Source organism: uncultured Novosphingobium sp., assembly GCF_964277725.1.
In the GTDB taxonomy this organism is placed as follows: domain Bacteria; phylum Pseudomonadota; class Alphaproteobacteria; order Sphingomonadales; family Sphingomonadaceae; genus Novosphingobium; species Novosphingobium fluoreni.
The window spans coordinates 18,162-37,256 of record NZ_CAXYKL010000022.1 but is presented as its reverse complement, the minus strand read 5'-3'; the positions used below and the strand labels follow the sequence as shown (position 1 = coordinate 37,256).

Here is a 19,095-nt window from a genome sequence, read left to right as displayed (position 1 = left end):
TGTCGAGATTGGCGAATTCGCGCTTCTCCCAGACCTTGATCGCGCGCCTGTTCTTGCTCTGGCCGCCGATGCGGATGCCTTCCGGGTTGTAGCCGGAATGGCCGAACGGAGAAGTGCCGTTGGTGCCGATCCATTTGCTGCCGCCCTGGTGGCGTTCGTGCTGTTCTTCCAGACGCTTCTTCAGCGTCTCCATGATCTCTTCCCAGGAGCCGAGCGACTTGACCTGCTCCATCTCTTCGGGCGTAAAATATCGCTCGGCGATCTGCTTCAACCAGTCTTCCGGGAGATCCACCGGGGTCTGGCCATAGTCCGACAAGACGCCCTTGAAGACGCGCTGAAAGACTTGGTCGAAGCGATCCAGCAATCCTTCGTCCTTCACGAATGTGGCGCGGGAAAGGTAGTAGAACGCCTCAGGCGTCTGCTCGATCACGTCCTTGTCCAGCGCCTCCAGCAGCGTCAGGTGCTCCTTGAACGAAGCTTTGATACCGGCCGCGCGCAGCTCATCCACGAAGTTGAAGAACATGAGGTCAGTGGGCCTTCGTGCTTTGCCGGCGCTGCTTGGCGAGTTCATCGTCGAAATCCGCCTGGAACTCGGCGACAAAGCGCCGCAGCAAGCCCGGATCGACAAAGGCGTTCGGCTTCCCCTCGCGCTGACGCTTGCCACGCGGCAGCACGTCGGCCAGTTCGGGATGACCCGGCAGCACGATATCGGCCTTCACGCGGCTGACCTTCGCAAAGGTGCTGCGATAGCTGCTCACGATCTGCGGAAAGCCCTTGTTGCCGAACAACTTGTTGCCCGCCACGGAGAAGCTGCAGGGAAAGAACGCCGTCACGTTGCGCCCCTGATCCTGCACCGTGGTCAGCCAGCTGGTGCACCCAGGCGTGTGGCCCGGGGTCAGCAGCGGAATGAGCGTGACATCACCCAGCCGCACCGGGGCGCCATCGGTTACCAGCCCATCGACTTTCACCGGGTCGAAGCGGACAACGCCATAATCGGTATCGCTGGTCGGTGACCCGCTCTCCAGCGCCTTGCGATCGGCGGCGCTGGCGAGGAACCGTGCGCCGGTGTCCCGCTTCAGCCTGGCCATCCCGGCAACGTGATCCCAATGCGCGTGCGTTTCCAGCAACAGCTTCACATCGCTGACGTTCAGGCCCAGTTTGGCGATGTTGCGCTCAACGATCGGCGCGGCTTCCTTCGGGCCGGAATCGATCACGATCAGCCCGGCTGTCGTACGCAAGAGGTAGACGCCGATACCCTCGGTGCCGACGTAATAGATCGGGCCGGCGATATGGAACGGTTCGGTCGGCGTGGTCCACGATGCCGGTGAATCGGCAACCGCCACGGACGACAGCAATGCTAGGCTTGCTGCCAGAAACGCCTGGCCGATGCCGCGCAAGGCCTCAGTTCCCCCGGCGCGCCATGAAGGCCAGCCGCTCGAACATCATCACGTCCTGCTCGTTCTTCAGCAGTGCGCCATGCAGCGGTGGGATCGCCTTGCTGACGTCGCGGTTCTGCAGCACGTCCAGCGGCATGTCCTCGTTCATGAGCAGCTTGAGCCAATCCAGCAACTCGCTGGTGGACGGCTTCTTCTTCAGGCCCGGCACTTCCCGCAATTCGTAGAAGATCTGCATCGCCTTGGTGACGAGGGTCTTCTGGATATTCGGATAGTGCACATCGATGATAGACTGCATCGTCTCCCGGTCCGGGAACTTGATGTAGTGGAAGAAGCAACGGCGCAGGAACGCGTCGGGCAGGTCTTTCTCGTTGTTTGAAGTGATGATGATGATCGGGCGTTCCTTCGCCGCGATGTGTTCGCCCGTTTCGTAAACGTCGAAGGCCATGCGATCCAGCTCGGCCAGCAGATCGTTCGGAAATTCGATGTCGGCCTTGTCGATTTCATCGATCAGCAGGACGGGCAGGGTGGGCGAGGTGAAGGCCTCCCACAGCTTACCCTTGCGGATATAGTTGCCGATGTCATGCACCCGTTCGTCACCCAACTGGCCATCGCGCAAGCGCGCGACCGCATCGTATTCATACAGACCCTGATGCGCCTTGGTGGTGGACTTCACGTTCCAGGTGATCAGCGGCGCGCCCAGCGCTTCTGCGATCTGCTCTGCCAGTACGGTCTTGCCGGTGCCTGGCTCTCCCTTCACCAGCAAAGGCCTACGCAGCAGTACGGCCGCATTGACGGCTACCTTCAGGTCATCGGTGGCGACATAATTGCTGGTGCCTTCGAAGCGCTGCATCGGATCATCCTGTATCTACTCTTGCCCGAACAGTAAATTGTGCGGCGCAGCGAAGCAAGCGGCGGCCCCGATCCCCTTGCCCCGCAGCTTGACGGACCGGCGGCGGCGTAACACCGTGCGTTTCCTATCGACGCCACAGTGCAGGGAGCTTCTCGCATGCCCGATCGCCACGCCGAAAGCCGCAATATCGCCCTGCTGATCGACGCGGATAACGCCTCCCCCGCCACGATCGACGCTGCGCTGACGATCCTGGGCGATCTGGGCACGGTGAATGTCCGGCGCATCTACGGAAACTGGAGCAAGCCGGGACTGAAGGGCTGGTCCAAGCTGATGCACCGCTACGCGCTGGAGCCGCAGCAGCAGTTCGACCTCACCAAAGGGAAGAACGCCACCGACATGAAGATGACGATCGATGCGATGGACTTGCTTTACGGTGGGCGCGTGGAAGGGTTCGGCATCATGTCCAGCGATAGCGACTTCATGCCGCTGGCCATGCGCATCCGCCAGAACGGCACGCCGGTCTATGGCTTTGGCACGTCGAGGACGCCCGAGGCGTTCCGCGAGGCCTGCACGCGGTTCATCGACTTGGATGCGATGGCGGACGATGAGGAGGACGAACTTATCCTGCCCCCTGCGATCCGTCCGCAGACGGACGCCAAGGCTGCCACGACGAAGCGGTCCGAAAGCGCGATGACGCAGGCCCCGTCGGCGAGCGAGAAGCCGGCCGCCGTCAAGTCACGCTCGAAACCGGAAGTCGACGATGAATTGATCAAGCTCCTCGCCCAAGCCTGGCGCGCCAGCAAGCGCGACGAACAGGGCTTTGCCAGCCTTTCCGAAGTCGGTCAGCGCGCGGCAAACCGATCCAGCTTCGATGCGCGCAGCTACGGCTTCTCGCGACTGGCTGATTTGGTGAGGTCCTTGCCAAATTTCGTCACAGAAAAGCGCGAGAGCGGATTGTTTCTAAAGCGAGTTCGGTAGAAACGGTTCAGCAATATTTGTTGACAGCATCGCGACGGCGCAAATAGGCTTGTACCCAGAGATCAGGGGATCTCGGGGGACATCTCAATGAAGACATATCTTGCTGCGGCAGGCGGCCTGTTTTTGTGCGCGTCATCAATAGCGCAAGCACAGACCACCAACGTGCAACCAGCCGCCACGCAGGCCGCCGTCGTGTTGCCGAATGCTCAGGACAACATTCTGCGCGCGGGCCTTGAAGTGCCGCTCAAAACTCGTGAGGAGTTGACCACCAAAAAGAAGGCGCTGCGCGTGGGGCAGCGCTTCCAAATGGAAGTTGCTTCGAATGTTGAAAGCGGTGGCGTGGTCGTCATCCCAGCCGGCACGCCCGCGATCGGTGAGATTACCGAAGTGCGTAACAAGGGCATGTGGGGCAAGTCCGGCTACATCAATGCGCGCGTCGTGTCTCTGCGCCTGGGTGATCGCAATGTTCGGCTATCCGGTACGTTCGACGACAAGGGTGTTACGGGAACAGGCGGAGTCGTCGCAGCCATTGCCTTGGTGCCGATTGCCGGCTTCCTCACTACTGGAACCAGTGCTTTCATTCCGCTGGGAGCGAATGTGAAGGCGTTTCTTGACGAGGATCTGATGTTCCGTTCGGTCCCCACGCCGCCCAAGGTGCTGGAAGTGCCATCACCGGGTGTGGTGCAGGCCAACCTGACGGTCACGAAGTAACACTAGACCGGGCCGTCATGCGAAGCGTGACGGCCTCCGTTTAATACGCGGTGTGCCTTGAAGCTATTTTGTCGCCCCGCAATCAAGCATCGATAAGCTCCGGATCAATCTCTCCTGCGCGGTTCTGGATGAATTGAAAGCGGTGTTCGGGGTTGCGGCCCATCAGGCGGTCGACCAGATCCTTCACGGCGGCGCGCGCTTCGTACTCGGGCGGCAGGGTTATGCGGATGAGCGAGCGGGTCTCGGGGCTCATCGTCGTTTCGCGTAGCTGACCCGGGTTCATTTCGCCCAAGCCCTTGAAGCGGCCGACTTCGACCTTCTTGCCCTTGAACTTGGTCTTTTCCAGTTCGGCGCGATGCGCGTCGTCGCGGGCATAGGCGCTGGTCGCGCCGCTGGTCAGCCGGTAGAGCGGCGGTTGTGCCAGGTAGAGATGCCCCTTGCGGACGATCTCCGGCATTTCCTGGAAGAAAAACGTCATCAGCAACGTGGCGATATGCGCGCCGTCCACGTCGGCGTCGGTCATGATGACGATGCGGTCGTAGCGCAAGTTATCCGGGTTGCAGTCCTTGCGGATGCCGCACCCGAGCGCGAGTTGCAGGTCGGCGATTTCCTGATTGCCGCGGATCTTGTCAGCGCTGGCGCTGGCGACGTTGAGGATCTTGCCTCGGATCGGCAGGATCGCCTGGGTCTTGCGATCGCGCGCTTGCTTGGCCGAGCCACCGGCGCTGTCCCCTTCGACGATGAACAGTTCGGTCTCACCACTGCCTTCGCCCGAACAGTCCGTCAGCTTGCCGGGCAAGCGCAGCTTGCGGGCGTTGGTGGCGGTCTTGCGCTTGACTTCCCGCTCCGCCTTGCGCCGGAGCCGCTCGTCCATCCGCTCCAGGATCGAACCCAGCAGAGCCTTGCCGCGATCGAGATTGTCGGTGAGGAAATGATCGAAGTGATCGCGCACCGCATTTTCCACCAGGCGGATCGCATCGGGTGAGGTCAGCCGATCCTTGGTCTGGCTTTGGAATTGCGGGTCGCGCACGAAGACGGACAGCATCACTTCGCTGCCGGTCACCACGTCGTCAGGCGTCAGGTCTTTCACCTTCTTGCCCTGACCCACGAGTTCGGCAAAGGCGCGCATCCCCTTGGTCAGCGCACCGCGCAGGCCTTGTTCGTGGGTGCCGCCATCGGGTGTAGGGATGGTGTTGCAGTAGTACGAGTAGGCCCCGTCGGAGTATAGCGGCCAGGCGATCGCCCACTCGACCCGGCCTTGCTCCGCGCCGCCTTCCTTGGGGAAGTCCTGGCTGCCGGAGAAAAATTGCGTGGTGACGCACTCGCGCCCGCCGATCTGCTCCGCCAGATGATCGGCAAGGCCACCGGGAAACTGGAACACTGCCTCGGCCGGCACATCCTCGCTGGCGAGGGAGGGCGCGCATTTCCAGCGGATCTCCACGCCGGCAAAGAGGTAGGCCTTGGAGCGGACCAGCTTGAACAGCCGTGCCGGCTTGAACTGCTGGTCGCCGAAAATCTCGGTGTCAGGCGTGAAAGCCACGGAGGTGCCGCGCCGGTTGGGTGCCGCGCCGATCTTCTGCAGCTTGCCCAGCGTGCCACCGCGCGAAAATTCCTGCGCGTACAATTCCTTGTTTCGCGCCACTTCCACGCGGGTGTGGCTGGACAGTGCGTTCACCACCGAGATGCCGACGCCGTGCAACCCGCCGCTGGTGGCGTAGGCCTTGCCAGAGAACTTGCCGCCGGAGTGCAGGGTAGAGAGGATCACCTCCAAAGCGGACTTGCCCGGAAACTTGGGATGCTCGTCCACCGGGATGCCGCGCCCGTTGTCGGTGATGGTCAGGCGATTGCCTTCCTCCAGCAGCACCTCGATGCGGTTGGCGTGGCCGGCCACCGCCTCGTCCATGGCGTTGTCCAGCACTTCGGCGGCCAAATGGTGCAGCGCCCGCTCATCGGTGCCGCCGATATACATGCCGGGGCGGCGACGGACGGGCTCCAGCCCTTCCAGAACCTCGATGGCGGAGCCGTCGTAGGTTTCGCCGGCTGCGGTGGGAAGCTTGTCGAAGAGATCGTCGGACATGTTCGCGTTATGGCCTCCCGCGCCCATCGGGGCAAGTTAAGGGCGCGGGTTATCGCCGATTCCGTCATCTCCGCTTACGCAGGGGCAATAGCCTCAGACGATATCAGTTGCCGAACTTGGTAGGGGCGGGGCTGACCACCTTCACTGCGCCGCCGCTGACCTCACGCACTTCGAACGCACGATTGATCACGCCCGAACGGTCGAACCGAAAAGCGCCGTCCAAGCCCAGGAAACCATCGGGCGAGGTGAGCGAGGTGGTCGGGAACGTGCGGCCCGGCTTCCAGTCCCGCGCGACGCGCAATGTCAGCAGCACCGCGTCATAGCCCAGCGTGGCGATGCGATAGGGCGCCGCGCCAAAGCGGGTGCGGTAGCTCTTCACGAACTGCGGAAAGCGCGTGTCCGATACGGCGGCGAACCATGCGCCTTCCAGCGATGGCGAGGTGGAGAGCGCTTTTTCTCCGCTCCACAATTCCGTGCCCAGCAGCCGGGGCGAAGCGGCCCCGCGCGGCTTGAGGACGCCTGCGGCCCGGGCGGACAAGCTGCCGCTATCGGCAACCAGAATCGCATCGACGGCCCCACGCCCGCGCAGCTTCGATGCTGCGGCGGTGATCGAGGCGGCGCTGCGATCGTAGCTTTCCATGGCCGTCAGCGATCCTCCGGCCGCGCGGGTCTCGGCGATCAGTGCCGCCGACGCACGCTCACCATAATCGCCCTTGGGGACCAATGCGGCGAAGCTGGTGACCCCGCGCCCGCGCGCATAGCGCACCGTGCGGCGGATCGATTCGCCCGGCAGGCTGCCCATCACGTAAACGTCACGCCCGGCGGCATCGGCATCGTTGGAGAAAGAGATGATCGGCACTTTCGCGGCACGCGCCACGCCGGCCACGGCGGGGATATCGTCGGCGAGCAAGGGCCCAAGGATCAGCTGGTTGCCGTCGGCGATCGCGCGAGAGGCGGCCGATGCCGCTCCGGCGGAGGTGTCGTAATTCGTGATGCGCAGGTTCTGCGCGTTGGTGTCCATCACCGCCATGGTGGCCGCATTGGCGATCGATTGGCCGACCGCGCCGTTCACGCCGCTCATCGGGACGAGCAGGGCGATGCGGTGGCGCTGGCTGTCGCTGGGTAGCTGGCTGCCGGACGGAGCTGGCCTGGGGGCAGGCGCAGTTGTGGGGGCCGGGCCCTTGGGCACCACGGCGCAAGCCGCCAGCGTCGCCATGGCCGCCGCCGCCAGCAAGTTGCGCCTCGGCAATCGTGCTTGCACTATGCGCTGTTCGAACATCACTTGCCGTTCCCCTCCGGATTGGGCCAAGGAAAGCCCCATGGATCAACCGCTTCCCCCGGGCCTCTACATAGTCGCGACCCCGATTGGCAACCTTGGCGACATAACCCTGCGCGCCATCGAGGTGTTGCGCGAAGTCGCAGTGGTAGCGTGCGAGGATACGCGCGTCACGGGAAAGCTGCTTAACCACCTGGGCCTTAAAAAGCGCCTGCTGCGATACGACGATCATGCCGACGCATCCGCACGCGAACGGCTGTTGGCGTTGATGCGGGAAGAGGCGGTCGCGCTGGTGAGCGACGCGGGGACGCCGCTGATCTCGGACCCTGGTTATCGGCTTGTCCGCTCGGCGCGCGAGGAGGGCATCGCCGTCACCAGCCTGCCGGGCGCGAGCGCGGTTCCGATGGCGCTGACGCTTTCGGGCTTGCCGAATGATCGGTTTCTGTTCGCCGGGTTCCTGCCGAACAAGCAAAAGGCCCGCGAAGATGTGTTGCGCGAGATGTCGAGCGTGCCCGCTACCTTGATGTTCTATGACACCGCACCGCGTTTGCTGGATTCCCTGGCAGCGATCGAGAACGTCCTGCCGGGCCGCGAAATCGCTGTGGCGCGGGAATTGACCAAGCGGTTCGAGGAATGCCGCACGGGCTCGTCGGCCGATCTCATCACCCACTACGCGGCCCATCCTCCCAAGGGAGAGATCGTGTTGATGATCGGCCCGCCCGTGGATGAGCCGCCCGGCGAAGTCGATGTCGATGCACTCCTGCGTGAGGCGCTGGCTACGCAAAAATCCTCGCAGGCGGTCGCTCAGGTGGCCAAGGCGACGGGGCTCGATCGCAAGATGTTGTATGCCCGCGCGCTGGAGTTGAAGTGACGCGGAACCGGTCCGAGGCGGAGCGGTGCGGTCGCCAGGGTGAGACGCTGGCGGCATGGTACCTGCGGCTGACCGGGTGGCGCATCATCGCCCAACGTGTGAAGACGGCGCGGGGCGAGGTGGATATCGTCGCCAGGCGTGGGCGAGTGCTATGCTTCGTCGAGGTGAAGTGGCGGCGCGATCGGCGTGAGCGCGATCTGGCAATCGATGCATACCGGCTTCGACGTGTAGCTGCCGCTGCCGAGGCTATCGCCGCTCGCTTCGTGCGGCCGGGGGACGAAATGCGGATTGATGTGCTGCTGTTGGCGCCGGGATGTTGGCCGCGCCGGATCGCCAATGCTTGGCAACCCGGCGCCTGAGGGACAAAGGGGTCTGGCGCCACCTCAAGACACGATCGGCTACATGGGGCGAGGCAATCGTGCGGCCAACGCCCATGAAACTACTCGCCCGGTGATGGTTTTGCGCTAATGCGGCCGCCAGTATCGGCCCTTAGGCGAGGAACACCATGGCTTTACGCGTTGCGGTCCAGATGGACCCGCTTGAATCGGTCAATATCGCGGGGGATTCGTCCTTCGCGTTGATGCTGGCGGCGCAGGCGCGGGGGCATACGCTGTTCCACTATGACGTCCGCTCGCTGGCTTACGATACCGGCGATGGCGGGCGGCTGACGGCATGGGCCTCTCCAGTGACGGTGCAGAAGGTCCAAGGCGACCATTTCGCGCGCGACGAGCACCGGCTGATCGATCTGGCCCGCGATGTGGACGTAGTGCTGATGCGCCAGGACCCGCCGTTCGACCTGGGCTATATCACCGGCACGCACTTGCTGGAGCGGCTTGAGGGGACGACGCTGGTGGTCAACGATCCGGTGGCGGTTCGCAACGCGCCTGAAAAGGTGATGGTGCTGGATTACGCTCGGTTCATGCCACCGACGTTCATCGCGCGCCGGCTGGATGATGTTCGGCGCTTTCATGCCGTGCATCCGGGCGATCTGGTGGTGAAGCCGCTGCACGGCAACGGCGGCAAGGCTGTGTTCCGAGTGCCGGCTGACGGTTCCAATCTTGGCGCATTGGCCGAGTTGTTCGACCAGGTCTGGCCCGAGCCATTCATGGTGCAGCCGTTTCTTCCTTCGGTGAGCGAGGGCGACAAGCGCATCGTGCTGGTCGATGGCGAGTTTGCCGGGGCCATCAATCGCAAGCCGGGCGAGGGAGAGTTCCGCTCCAACCTGGCGGTCGGTGGATCGGCGGAGCAAACCCAACTCACCGCGCGCGAGGAAGAGATTTGCGCGGCGATGGGGCCGGAACTGAAGCGCCGCGGGCTGGTTTTCGTCGGCATCGATGTGATCGGCGGACAATGGCTTACAGAAATCAACGTGACTTCCCCAACCGGCATCGTGGCGATCGACCGGTTCAACGGCACCGATACGGGCGCGCGGATCTGGGAGGCCATAGAGCGCCGCCACGCCGCCATGTAGGCGGTGAGGGCCGCTCATGAATTCGTGGGTCATCCAGTTCATCCAAGGCGGCGGCTACCTGGGCATCGCGCTGTTGATGGCGGTGGAGAACATCTTTCCGCCGATCCCGTCAGAATTGATCATGGGTGTGGGCGGCTTTGCGGTCGCCAACGGCTCGATGCAGTTCGTGCCGCTGCTGATTGCCGGGACGATCGGTTCAACCCTGGGCAACTACGTCCTGTTCCTCGTGGCCGATCGGCTGGGGTACGAGCGGCTTCAGCCCTTCGTGGATCGCTGGGGCCGCTGGCTGACCATGGAGTGGGAGGACGTGGAAACCGGCACGCGGTTCTTTCGCAAGCATGGCGGGGCGGTGGTCTTTGCGCTGCGGTTCATGCCGATGTTTCGTTCCGTGGTGTCGATCCCGGCGGGGCTAGCGCATATGAAGCACTGGCAGTTCCTGGCCTACACCGCAGCCGGCGCGGCGATCTGGAATGCTTTCCTGATCGCGCTGGGGCGATGGGCCGGGAGGGCCTTTGGCGAGGCTGAGCAGTGGCTGGGCTGGGCTACGATCGCCGTCGCCGGCCTGACGGTTGTCTACTACGTCTATCGCGTTATCACATGGAAGCCGCGCGCCAAGCGATAGAGGATCAGCCGGCTTCGCGCGGGTGGGCGTTGCGGTAGACGTCCAGCAAAGTCGCTGCGTCGACCTTGGTGTAGATCTGCGTCGATCCCAGGCTGGCATGGCCGAGCAGTTCCTGCAGGGATCGCAAGTCGGCGCCTGCACCCAGCAGGTGCGTGGCGAAGCTGTGGCGCAAGGCGTGGGGCGTTGCCGTGGGCGGCAGGCCCAGGGATTGCCGCGCACGGGCCATCGTCTTTTGCACCATGCCTTGCGCCAGGGGGCCGCCTTTCTCGCCTCGAAACAGCGGGTCCTCGCGCTCGACCGGCCACGGCGATTTCGCCAGGTAATCGGTGATCGCGGCGCGCACCGCCGGGAGCAACGGCACCAAGCGTTGCTTTCCGCCCTTGCCTGTCACCAGCAAGGTCTCTCCCAGCGGAAGCGCCTTTCCGGTGATAGACAGCGCCTCGGCGATGCGCAGGCCTGCGCCATACAGCAGGATTAGGACAGCCCGATCGCGCGCGCCGATCCATTCCGTATTGGCGTCTTCCTCGACAGTGGCCGCCAGGTGGACGGCCTCATCGGGGGTGACGGGGCGGGGCAGGCCCTTCTTGATCCGGGGCCCCTTCAGGCGCGGAGGGGCAGACGGTCCCAACTGCGCCTTCTCCCGCGCGAAGTTCAGGAAAGCGCGAAGGGCCGAAAGCTCACGCGCGACGGAAGCATTGCCAAGGCCCTGCGCCCGGCGCGCGGCGATGTGGTTGCGCAAATCAGTCGCCGTTATGCGGGCGATCGTCTCCCAATTCGTGGCTTCGTGGCTGATCAGCCGAGCCGCGGCGGCGGTGTAGGCGCGCACCGTATGGGGCGAGCGTCTGCGGCCATGGCTGAGATGGCCGCTCCAGGCTTCCAGAATATCGGCGCGCGTCACGCCTCGACCAGGGCGGCCGGCACCAGTACCGCCAGCAGGGCGTCGAGCAGCGGCATCCCCGCCTCGGTCACGCCGATCCTTTCCGCTGTTTGCCAAGCAAGGCCTTGGCGCTGGTAAAACGCCAGCTTCTCAGGGTCATACATTTCAGTCCTGGGCACACCCAGTCGGGCCGAAAGAACGCCCAGATCGACGCCTTCGCGCAGACGCAGGCCCATCAGCATGGCCTCCGCCGCGCGCTCGTTCCTTGCCAGCGGCCTTGCTTCGGCGATGCCGTCTTCCTGGCGGGCGATCGCGTCCAGCCAATTCTCCGGCTTGCGATGGCGCGTGGTCGCCACGCCGCCCCGCCGACCGTGCGCGCCCGGGCCGATGCCGCAATAGTCCTCATAGCGCCAGTAAGTCAGGTTATGACGGCCTTCGTCGCCTGGGCGGGCGTGATTGCTGATTTCGTACGCCGGCAGTCCCGCCGCCGCCGTGACGGCCCGCGTCAGGTCGAACAGATCGGCGCAGGCATCATCATCCAGCGGCTCGAAATCGCCCTTGCGTACCATCGTCTCGAACCGGGTGCCCGGCTCTATCGTCAGCTGGTAAAGCGAGAGATGGCTCGTGCCAAAGCCGATCGCGCGGCGCAGTTCCGCTTCCCACTGAGCCACCGTCTGCCCCGGCCGCGCATAAATGAGATCGAACGAGACGCGGTCGAAATGCTGCTGTGCCACATCCAGCGCCGTCAGCGCCTCATCCGCATCGTGCAGCCGGCCCAGGAAGCGCAGAGTCACGTTGTCCAGCGCCTGGATGCCCAGCGATGCCCGGTTGATCCCGGCGCTGGCGAGGGCGGCATAGTTCGCTGCCTCTACCGAGGAGGGATTGCCTTCCAGCGTGATCTCGATGTCAGGATCGAAGCCCCAGAGATGCTGGGCCTCGCGTAGCAGCCTCTCGACCAGCGCCGGGGGCATCAGCGAGGGCGTGCCGCCACCAAAGAAGATCGAGCGCAAGGGCTGTCCGCCCGCCACTTCGGCCTCGCGGCGCATATCGGCAAGCAGGGCACGCTCCCACAAGCCATGGTCCACGCGGTCGCGGACATGGCTGTTGAAGTCACAATATGGACATTTGGCGAGGCAGAACGGCCAGTGAATGTAGAGGGCCTGGGCCATCGCGCTTATCTAGCAGGTTCGCGGCGGAATGTTACCGCTGGAATTGCGCCGCCACCAATTTGGCGAAGGCGTTGGCCCGATGGCTGATGCGATGCTTTGCCTCCGGCGGCAACTCGGCGAAAGTTTCATCGAGGCCCGCCGGCACGAAGGCCGGGTCATAGCCGAAGCCCATCGTTCCTCTGGGTGGCCAGGTAAACTGTCCGTCTACGCGGCCCTCATAGACCGCGCTTTCGCCGTCGGGCCAGGCGATCGCAAGGACGCAGGAAAACCAGCATGACCGGTCCGCGTCCGGTCCCAAACGAGTCAGCAGGCCTTCCACCTTGCCCATCGCCATGAACCAATCGCGCCCCGGCTCTCCCTCGAACCACTGACGCTCGGCCCAGTCCGCCGTGTAGACACCGGGTCGACCAGCAAGGGCAGTCACCGACAATCCGCTATCGTCAGCTAACGCGGGCATGTTCGCAGCTTTCGCGGCGGCGTGCGCCTTGAGCAGGGCGTTCTCGACAAAAGTGGTGCCGGTTTCCTCAGGCTCCGGCAAGCCAAGCTCACCGGCCGAAACACAGTCGATCCCGTAGGGGGCGAGGAGAGCGCTGATCTCCTTCAGCTTGCCCGCGTTATGCGTGGCGATGACCAGGCGTTCGCCTGCCAGCTTGCGTGTCATGCGCTCTCTCCGATCCTGCCCGAAAGCTTAGCGGCCGACGGCCTTGGCCTGTGCCGCGAAGATCCTGTCGCAGCCCATGCGCGCGAGGCGCAGCAGACGCAGCAAGGCTTCCTCGTCATAGGCCGCGCCCTCGGCAGTGGCCTGCGCCTCGGCGATCAGGCCGCCTTCGATCAGCACGAAATTGGCGTCGGCATGGGCGTTGCTGTCCTCAATATAGTCAAGGTCCAGCACCGGCGTGCCTTCATGGATGCCACAGGAGACCGCCGCGACTTGCGCGGTGATCGGGTCTTCCTTGATCTTGCCCTCGGCCAGCAGCTTGTCCACCGCCAGTCGCAGCGCGACCCAGGCGCCGGAGATCGAAGCGGTGCGCGTGCCGCCGTCGGCCTGGATCACATCGCAGTCCAGCACGATCTGGCGCTCGCCCAGCTTCTTCATATCGACCACGGCGCGCAGCGAGCGGCCGATCAGGCGCTGGATTTCCTGCGTCCGGCCCGATTGCTTGCCCTTCGCCGCTTCACGACTGCCGCGGGTGTGCGTGGCGCGGGGCAGCATCGAATATTCGGCCGTCACCCAGCCTTCGCCCTTGCCGCGCAAGAACGGCGGGACCTTCTCCTCGATCGAGGCGGTCACCAGCACGCGCGTATCGCCGAATGAGATCAGCGCCGAACCTTCCGCATGCTTGGTGAAGCCGGTCTGGATATCGATAGCGCGCATTTCGTCAGGCGCGCGGCCGGAAGGTCGCATGTAAAGTCCTCAAATCGGTGGTTCGTTGGCGCGCCTTGGCGGAACGGGCTTGAGGCCGCAAGCCTGATAGCTAGATAGGGGGAGTGACGACGCCACCGATCATCGAATTGACCAGCCGCGCCAGGGATATCTTCCGCCTAGTGGTGGAAGGCTATCTCACCACCGGAGTGCCGGTGGGATCGCGTACGTTGGCGGGTGGCAGCGGGCTGAATTTGTCACCCGCCTCGATCCGATCTGTCCTGGCCGATCTCGAACGGCTGGGGCTATTGGCAGCGCCGCATACCAGCGCGGGCCGGATGCCCACCGAATCGGGCCTGCGCCTATTCGTGGACGGTATGATGCAAGTCGCCGAGCCAACGCGTGAGGAGCGGGCCGCGATACAGAGCCGCTTGTCCGAGCCCGGCCCGATCGAAGCCGCGCTGGAGGCGACCAGTACCATCCTTTCCGACCTCTCCGCCTGTGCCGGTGTGGTCATGGTGCCCCAGCGCGAACCGCGGTTGCGTCAGTTGTCGCTGATGTCGATCGGCGATCGGCGGGTGCTGGCGGTGATGGTGGGCGAGGACGGCGCGATCGAAAATCGCATCATCGAATTGTCCGCCGCCGTCCCTCCCGGCGCGCTGGAGGAAGCTTCCAACTACATCACCGCGCACCTCAATGGACGGACGTTGCCGGAAGCCGCGCGGGCGATGCAGGCCGATATCGCTTCGGGTCAGAACGCCCTTAACGCGGCCAGCCGGGATCTGATCGAGCGCGGCATCGCCATCTGGAGCGAAGACGCCGCGCGCCGCCCGATCCTGATCGTGCGCGGTCAAGCGAACCTGCTTGATGAGGGGGCGCTGTCCGATCTGGAGCGGGTACGGTCTTTGCTGGACGATCTGGAAAACAAGCAATCGGTGTCCGAACTGCTGGCGATGGCGCGTGATGCGCGTTCGGCCCGGATCTTTATCGGTTCCGAAAATCGCCTCTTCGCGCTTAGTGGTTCATCCGTGATCGCCGCGCCCTATCGCGACCGCGAGGGCAGGGTGGTCGGCGTGGTGGGGGTTATCGGACCGACGCGGTTGAACTATGCGCGCGTCGTCCCCATGGTGGACTTCACCGCTCGGAGCCTGGGCCAGACCCTGAGCAAATTCATCTGAAGACTGGAATCTGCAAGACATGACCGATCAGAACACGCAGTCCGCCGACACGGCTGCTTAGGAGGAGCTGAGGTGCGTTCCGGAGGATCTGCTGGACAAGAACGCCGAGACCGCCGACCGCCGTGCCGAAGAACTGGCACGCCTGCGCGAGGAACTGGACACCGCCAAGCAGGACGTCCTTTATGCCCGCGCCGAGACGCAGAACGTCCGCCGCCGTCTGGAAAAGGACGTCGCCGATACGCGCGCCTATGCGGCCACCGGTTTTGCGCGCGATATCCTTTCCGTGTCGGATAACCTCAGTCGCGCGCTTTCCGCCATTCCGGCAGAACTGCGTGAGGACGAAAAGATGAAGAACCTCGTCGCCGGGATCGAGGCGACGGGCCGTGAAATCGAAAAGGTCTTCGCCTCGCACGGGATCAGCCGCGTCGCGGCCGTCGGCCTCCCGCTCGACCCCAACCAGCATCAGGCGATGATCGAGCTGCCATCCGGCGACGCGGAGCCGGGCACCGTGCTTCAAGAATTGCAGGCTGGATACATGATCAAGGATCGCCTGCTGCGCCCCGCCATGGTCGCGGTGGCGAAGAAGCCCGACTGAACCTCACCCTTCCTCCGCTCCCTTGATGTGTCAAAGTTTGGCTACGCCGATTCTAGGGCGGAACAAGAGGGGGGCATCTCCGTTGATCCAGCAGAATATTTGTTGGGTCTCGGAGATTTGCCATGCGTTTTCTGATTCTTCCCGTTGTCGCAGCCGGCGCGTTGGCGCTTGGTGGTTGCGCTTCGAACTATGCCGGTGAAGGCGCGCTGGTTGGCGGCGCTGTCGGCGCGGGCGTCGGCGCTTTGGCCGGCGATGTCGGTGCCGGCGCGGCAATCGGCGCGGCTGCCGGTGCAGTCGGCGGTTCGCAGGTGAAGAAGGATCGCTACGGCGGTTGCTATCGCTACGATCGCGATGGTCGTCGTTATTACGACCGCGATTGCTGAAGTCTTTTCACAGGACGAAATATCAAGGGCGCAAGACAAAGGTCTCGCGCCCTTTTTCTTTGAAAGATTAAACGATCCACTCGATCGAAATGGCCGTTAGCCTCAGCGTGAGGCGCTGAATGGCAGGATACCTGCATAGCTTGCCAGCGGGGACGCGCCGGGAACATGCACTCCGCTCCTTAGCAGGAAAATGTGCCGCACGATCTCGGCCTGTTGCTCGATACCGTATCGATCCAGGGTCCAGCCTGGGCGCAAAGTATAGTCGTAACGGCAAAGCGGGTGCCGCATCAGCGGCAGGTACCATCGCCCGCGCCGCTGGGTTTGCCAGACGTGGGTCATTTCATGCAGGAACAACGCCTGCAGCTGCGGCCCCTCCGCGCCGAAGTCGTCACGGTAGAGGGTTGATCGCGGGTGGAAATGCATGTGCCCGGTTGGGGCCATCACGGTGTTGCACGGCTGAAATGGAAACCAGCGACGCCGCTTGATCCGAACAGGATTGCAATCGATCGCACCGCCGAACATCGAGCGGATCAGGTGCCGCTCACCCCGCGTCAGCGGCCGCTCTTCACCGGAAGCGCAGGCCGTTGACGCCGTATCGACAGTCGGTGTCAGTGGTTCATCCCGGCCATGTCATGGCTCTGGCCGCCGGCTTCGATCTTGGCGGGGATCGAAATCTTGTCGCCGTCGGCAAAAGTGAGGGTCATCTCGGTCTGGCCACCGGCCTTAAGCGCCGCGTCGATGTCGAATGCCATCACATGCAGGCCCCCGGGCGCCAACGTGATGTTGGCGCCGCTGGCGATCGGGACGCCGGTCACCGGAGTCATCTTGCCGCCGCTGGTGCGGTGCATCTCCGCCTTGCCCACCCCTTCGATATGCACCGCAGCCAGAGTGATGGCCGAGGCCGAATTGTTGCTGACCCGAAAATAGGCAACGCCCGGACGACCAGCGACGATGGGCAGCACCAGTCGCGCGGAGCCAGCGGAGACGCCTGGCTTCGCGTCCGGACCGACATCGGCTGCAGTCGTTTCGGCGGTGCCGGTTTCCTGCGTGGTGGGCGCGGCGGACTGCTTGCAGGCGCTGAGCCCCGCGACAGTTGCAATCAACCCTGCCACTATCACCGCGCGCGCCTTCAGCATGATCAAATCCTTTTGCCGCTCGTCCCGAAACAGGTCCGATCCCGTAGCGGGCCTCATGCCTGCACACCACTCTTGTGCCAAGCAAAACCCGCCCTATATCGCCCGCCGACGACATGCCCGAGAGGGACGTCACCGAGCCGCCAAGCCGCCTTGCTCCGCAGGGGGAGGCGATCCGCGCGGTGTCATCAATTGACGTGAGGAATGGGGATAATGGCTAAAGTAATCGGTATCGACCTTGGCACGACCAACAGCTGCATCGCCGTCATGGACGGCGGGAAGCCCAAGGTGATTGAGAATTCGGAAGGCGCGCGCACCACGCCTTCGATCGTCGCCTTCACCAAGGACGGCGAGCGCCTGATCGGCCAGCCGGCGAAGCGCCAGGCGGTCACCAATGGCGACAACACGATTTTCGCGGTGAAGCGCCTGATCGGCCGCCGCTTTGACGATCCGGTGACCAAGAAGGACACCGAGCTGGTTCCGTATACCATCACGCGCGGCAAAAACGGCGACGCGTGGGTCAACGCCGGCGGCGAAGACTACAGCCCATCGCAGATCAGCGCTTTCATCCTGCAGAAGATGAAGGAAACGGCCGAGAGCTATCTGGGTGAGACGGTCACGCAGGCGGTCATCACCGTGCCCGCATACTTCAACGACGCGCAGCGCCAGGCGACGAAGGACGCCGGCCAGATCGCGGGCCTGGAAGTTCTGCGCATCATCAACGAGCCGACTGCGGCCGCGCTGGCCTATGGCCTCGACAAGCAGGATGGCAAGACCATCGCGGTCTACGACCTTGGCGGCGGCACCTTCGACGTCTCGATCCTCGAGATCGGCGACGGCGTGTTCGAGGTGAAGAGCACCAACGGCGACACCTTCCTCGGTGGTGAGGACTTTGACTCCAAGCTGGTCGAGTGGCTGGCCGACAAGTTCAAGGCCAAGGAGAACATGGATCTCCGCACCGACAAGCTGGCTCTGCAGCGTCTGAAGGAAGCGGCCGAGAAGGCCAAGATCGAACTGTCGTCCACCGCGACGACCGAGATCAACCTGCCCTTCATCACCGCCCGCATGGAAGGTGGCGCCACGACGCCGCTGCACCTCGTCGAGACGGTGACGCGCGCCGATCTGGAAAAGATGGTCGCCGACTTGATCCAGCGCACGCTGGAGCCCTGCCGCAAGGCGATCGCCGATGCCGGTCTTTCGGCCAAGGACATCGATGACGTCGTGCTGGTTGGCGGCATGACCCGCATGCCCAAGGTTCGCGAAGTGGTGAAGGACTTCTTCGGCAAGGACCCGCACACCGGTGTGAACCCTGATGAAGTGGTTGCAATGGGCGCGGCGATCCAGGCCGGCGTGCTTCAGGGCGACGTCAAGGACGTGCTGCTGCTCGACGTGACCCCGCTGTCGCTGGGTATCGAGACGCTGGGCGGCATCATGACCAAGATGATCGACCGCAACACCACGATCCCGACCAAGAAGAGCCAGGTCTACTCGACCGCCGAGGATAATCAGCAGGCGGTGACGATCCGCGTGTTCCAGGGCGAGCGCGAGATGGCGCAGGACAACAAGATGCTGGGTCAGTTCGACCTCGTCGGTATCCCGGCGGCGCGTCGCGGTGTTCCGCAGATCGAGGTCACGTTCGATATCGACGCCAACGGCATCGTCAATGTCTCTGCCAAGGACAAGGGCACTGGCAAGGAGCAGCAGATTCGCATCCAGGCATCCGGTGGCCTTTCGGATAGCGACATCGACCAGATGGTCCGCGATGCGGAGAAGTTCGCCGAAGAGGACAAGAAGCGCCGCGAGGGTGCCGAGGCGAAGAACAACGCCGACAGCCTCGTCCACGCGACCGAGCAGCAGCTTGCCGAGCATGGCGACAAGATCGACGCTTCGCTCAAGTCCGATATCGAGGCGGCGATCGCTGCGACCAAGACCGCGATCGAAAGCGGCGAAACCGCTGAGATCACCGCGAAGTCTCAGGCCTTGACCGAAGTGGCCATGAAGCTGGGCCAAGCGATCTACGAGAAGGAGCAGGCCGCTGCATCCTCTCCTGACGCCGATGCCGGCGCACAGGGCAAGGGCAATGAAGACGTGGTCGATGCCGAGTTCTCGGAAGTCGACGAGAACAAGGGCTGATAACCTGATGA

General features: G+C 63.8%; 20 protein-coding genes and 1 pseudogene. 10 read left to right on the top strand and 11 right to left on the bottom strand.

Annotated elements, in window-relative coordinates; translation table 11 throughout:
• From ACHWRX_RS01590 to ACHWRX_RS01580, 3 genes and pseudogenes are all read right to left on the bottom strand, one after another.
• Positions 1-523: pseudogene (locus ACHWRX_RS01590) on the bottom strand (VWA domain-containing protein); the annotation flags it as partial.
• A gap of 4 nt (positions 524-527) precedes the next feature.
• The gene (gene bla, locus ACHWRX_RS01585; protein WP_394657839.1) at positions 528-1,397 is read right to left on the bottom strand and encodes a subclass B3 metallo-beta-lactamase; all 870 of its coding nucleotides are present in this window, start codon (positions 1,395-1,397) and stop codon (positions 528-530) included.
• A gap of 4 nt (positions 1,398-1,401) precedes the next feature.
• A complete protein-coding gene (locus ACHWRX_RS01580) occupies positions 1,402-2,247 on the bottom strand; it encodes a MoxR family ATPase (protein ID WP_058737699.1) in 846 nt (281 codons plus the stop codon).
• 156 nt (positions 2,248-2,403) lie between these two features.
• Between ACHWRX_RS01580 and ACHWRX_RS01575 the strand changes: the two genes are divergently transcribed.
• Positions 2,404-3,225, top strand: coding sequence for an NYN domain-containing protein (locus ACHWRX_RS01575; protein WP_394657838.1), 822 nt, complete (start codon positions 2,404-2,406; stop codon positions 3,223-3,225).
• A gap of 87 nt (positions 3,226-3,312) precedes the next feature.
• Positions 3,313-3,936, top strand: a complete 624-nt coding sequence (locus ACHWRX_RS01570) for a hypothetical protein (protein WP_394657837.1) — start codon at positions 3,313-3,315, stop codon at positions 3,934-3,936.
• 82 nt (positions 3,937-4,018) lie between these two features.
• Here ACHWRX_RS01570 and parE read toward each other — a convergent pair whose 3' ends face one another.
• Together parE and ACHWRX_RS01560 are read right to left on the bottom strand one after the other, a co-directional pair.
• Positions 4,019-6,013, bottom strand: a complete 1,995-nt coding sequence (gene parE, locus ACHWRX_RS01565) for a DNA topoisomerase IV subunit B (protein ID WP_394657836.1) — start codon at positions 6,011-6,013, stop codon at positions 4,019-4,021.
• Between the two features lie 103 nt (positions 6,014-6,116).
• Positions 6,117-7,322, bottom strand: a complete 1,206-nt coding sequence (locus ACHWRX_RS01560) for a penicillin-binding protein activator (RefSeq protein ID WP_394657835.1) — start codon at positions 7,320-7,322, stop codon at positions 6,117-6,119.
• 10 nt (positions 7,323-7,332) lie between these two features.
• Here ACHWRX_RS01560 and rsmI point away from each other — a divergent pair, with 10 nt between their 5' ends.
• The 4 genes from rsmI (at position 7,333) to ACHWRX_RS01540 (ending at position 10,253) form a co-directional block, all read left to right on the top strand.
• A complete protein-coding gene (gene rsmI, locus ACHWRX_RS01555) occupies positions 7,333-8,160 on the top strand; it encodes a 16S rRNA (cytidine(1402)-2'-O)-methyltransferase (RefSeq protein ID WP_394657834.1) in 828 nt (275 codons plus the stop codon).
• Positions 8,157-8,519 carry a YraN family protein gene (locus ACHWRX_RS01550; RefSeq protein ID WP_394657833.1) on the top strand — a complete coding sequence of 121 codons (363 nt, stop codon included), beginning with the start codon at positions 8,157-8,159 and terminating at the stop codon, positions 8,517-8,519. The genes rsmI and ACHWRX_RS01550 overlap by 4 nt, the downstream gene beginning before the upstream one ends.
• A 146-nt stretch (positions 8,520-8,665) precedes the next feature.
• Positions 8,666-9,631: a glutathione synthase gene (gene gshB, locus ACHWRX_RS01545; protein WP_394657832.1), complete on the top strand. Its 966-nt coding sequence runs from the start codon at positions 8,666-8,668 to the stop codon at positions 9,629-9,631.
• A 16-nt stretch (positions 9,632-9,647) separates the two neighbouring features.
• Entirely contained in the window at positions 9,648-10,253 is a 606-nt protein-coding gene (locus ACHWRX_RS01540) for a DedA family protein (protein WP_058737693.1), read from the top strand.
• Between the two features lie 4 nt (positions 10,254-10,257).
• On the opposite strand, the gene ACHWRX_RS01535 is transcribed toward ACHWRX_RS01540, so the two are convergent.
• From ACHWRX_RS01535 to rph, 4 genes are read right to left on the bottom strand one after another with little or no spacing between them, the layout of a single operon-like run.
• Entirely contained in the window at positions 10,258-11,151 is an 894-nt protein-coding gene (locus tag ACHWRX_RS01535; RefSeq protein WP_394657831.1) for a tyrosine recombinase XerC, read from the bottom strand.
• Complete coding sequence (hemW, locus tag ACHWRX_RS01530; protein ID WP_394657830.1) at positions 11,148-12,299, bottom strand: radical SAM family heme chaperone HemW; 1,152 nt, start codon at positions 12,297-12,299, stop codon at positions 11,148-11,150. The genes ACHWRX_RS01535 and hemW overlap by 4 nt, the downstream gene beginning before the upstream one ends.
• 31 nt (positions 12,300-12,330) lie before the next feature.
• A complete protein-coding gene (gene rdgB, locus ACHWRX_RS01525) occupies positions 12,331-12,960 on the bottom strand; it encodes an RdgB/HAM1 family non-canonical purine NTP pyrophosphatase (protein WP_394657829.1) in 630 nt (209 codons plus the stop codon).
• A 27-nt stretch (positions 12,961-12,987) separates the two neighbouring features.
• Positions 12,988-13,704, bottom strand: a complete 717-nt coding sequence (rph, locus tag ACHWRX_RS01520; RefSeq protein WP_058737689.1) for a ribonuclease PH — start codon at positions 13,702-13,704, stop codon at positions 12,988-12,990.
• 83 nt (positions 13,705-13,787) lie between these two features.
• Between rph and hrcA the strand changes: the two genes are divergently transcribed.
• The 3 genes from hrcA (at position 13,788) to ACHWRX_RS01505 (ending at position 15,818) form a co-directional block, all read left to right on the top strand.
• A complete protein-coding gene (gene hrcA / locus ACHWRX_RS01515; protein ID WP_394657828.1) occupies positions 13,788-14,840 on the top strand; it encodes a heat-inducible transcriptional repressor HrcA in 1,053 nt (350 codons plus the stop codon).
• Between the two features lie 67 nt (positions 14,841-14,907).
• Entirely contained in the window at positions 14,908-15,435 is a 528-nt protein-coding gene (gene grpE / locus ACHWRX_RS01510) for a nucleotide exchange factor GrpE (RefSeq protein WP_394657840.1), read from the top strand.
• A 122-nt stretch (positions 15,436-15,557) separates the two neighbouring features.
• Positions 15,558-15,818 (top strand): hypothetical protein, encoded by a 261-nt coding sequence (locus ACHWRX_RS01505; RefSeq protein WP_058737686.1) that lies wholly within the window; start codon positions 15,558-15,560, stop codon positions 15,816-15,818.
• Between the two features lie 102 nt (positions 15,819-15,920).
• Here ACHWRX_RS01505 and ACHWRX_RS01500 read toward each other — a convergent pair whose 3' ends face one another.
• Positions 15,921-16,241 carry a hypothetical protein gene (locus ACHWRX_RS01500; protein ID WP_394657827.1) on the bottom strand — a complete coding sequence of 107 codons (321 nt, stop codon included), beginning with the start codon at positions 16,239-16,241 and terminating at the stop codon, positions 15,921-15,923.
• Between the two features lie 185 nt (positions 16,242-16,426).
• Positions 16,427-16,954 (bottom strand): copper chaperone PCu(A)C, encoded by a 528-nt coding sequence (locus tag ACHWRX_RS01495; RefSeq protein ID WP_394657826.1) that lies wholly within the window; start codon positions 16,952-16,954, stop codon positions 16,427-16,429.
• Between the two features lie 210 nt (positions 16,955-17,164).
• Between ACHWRX_RS01495 and dnaK the strand changes: the two genes are divergently transcribed.
• The gene (gene dnaK, locus ACHWRX_RS01490) at positions 17,165-19,084 is read left to right on the top strand and encodes a molecular chaperone DnaK (RefSeq protein ID WP_288485157.1); all 1,920 of its coding nucleotides are present in this window, start codon (positions 17,165-17,167) and stop codon (positions 19,082-19,084) included.
• Positions 19,085-19,095: the final 11 nt, after the last annotated feature.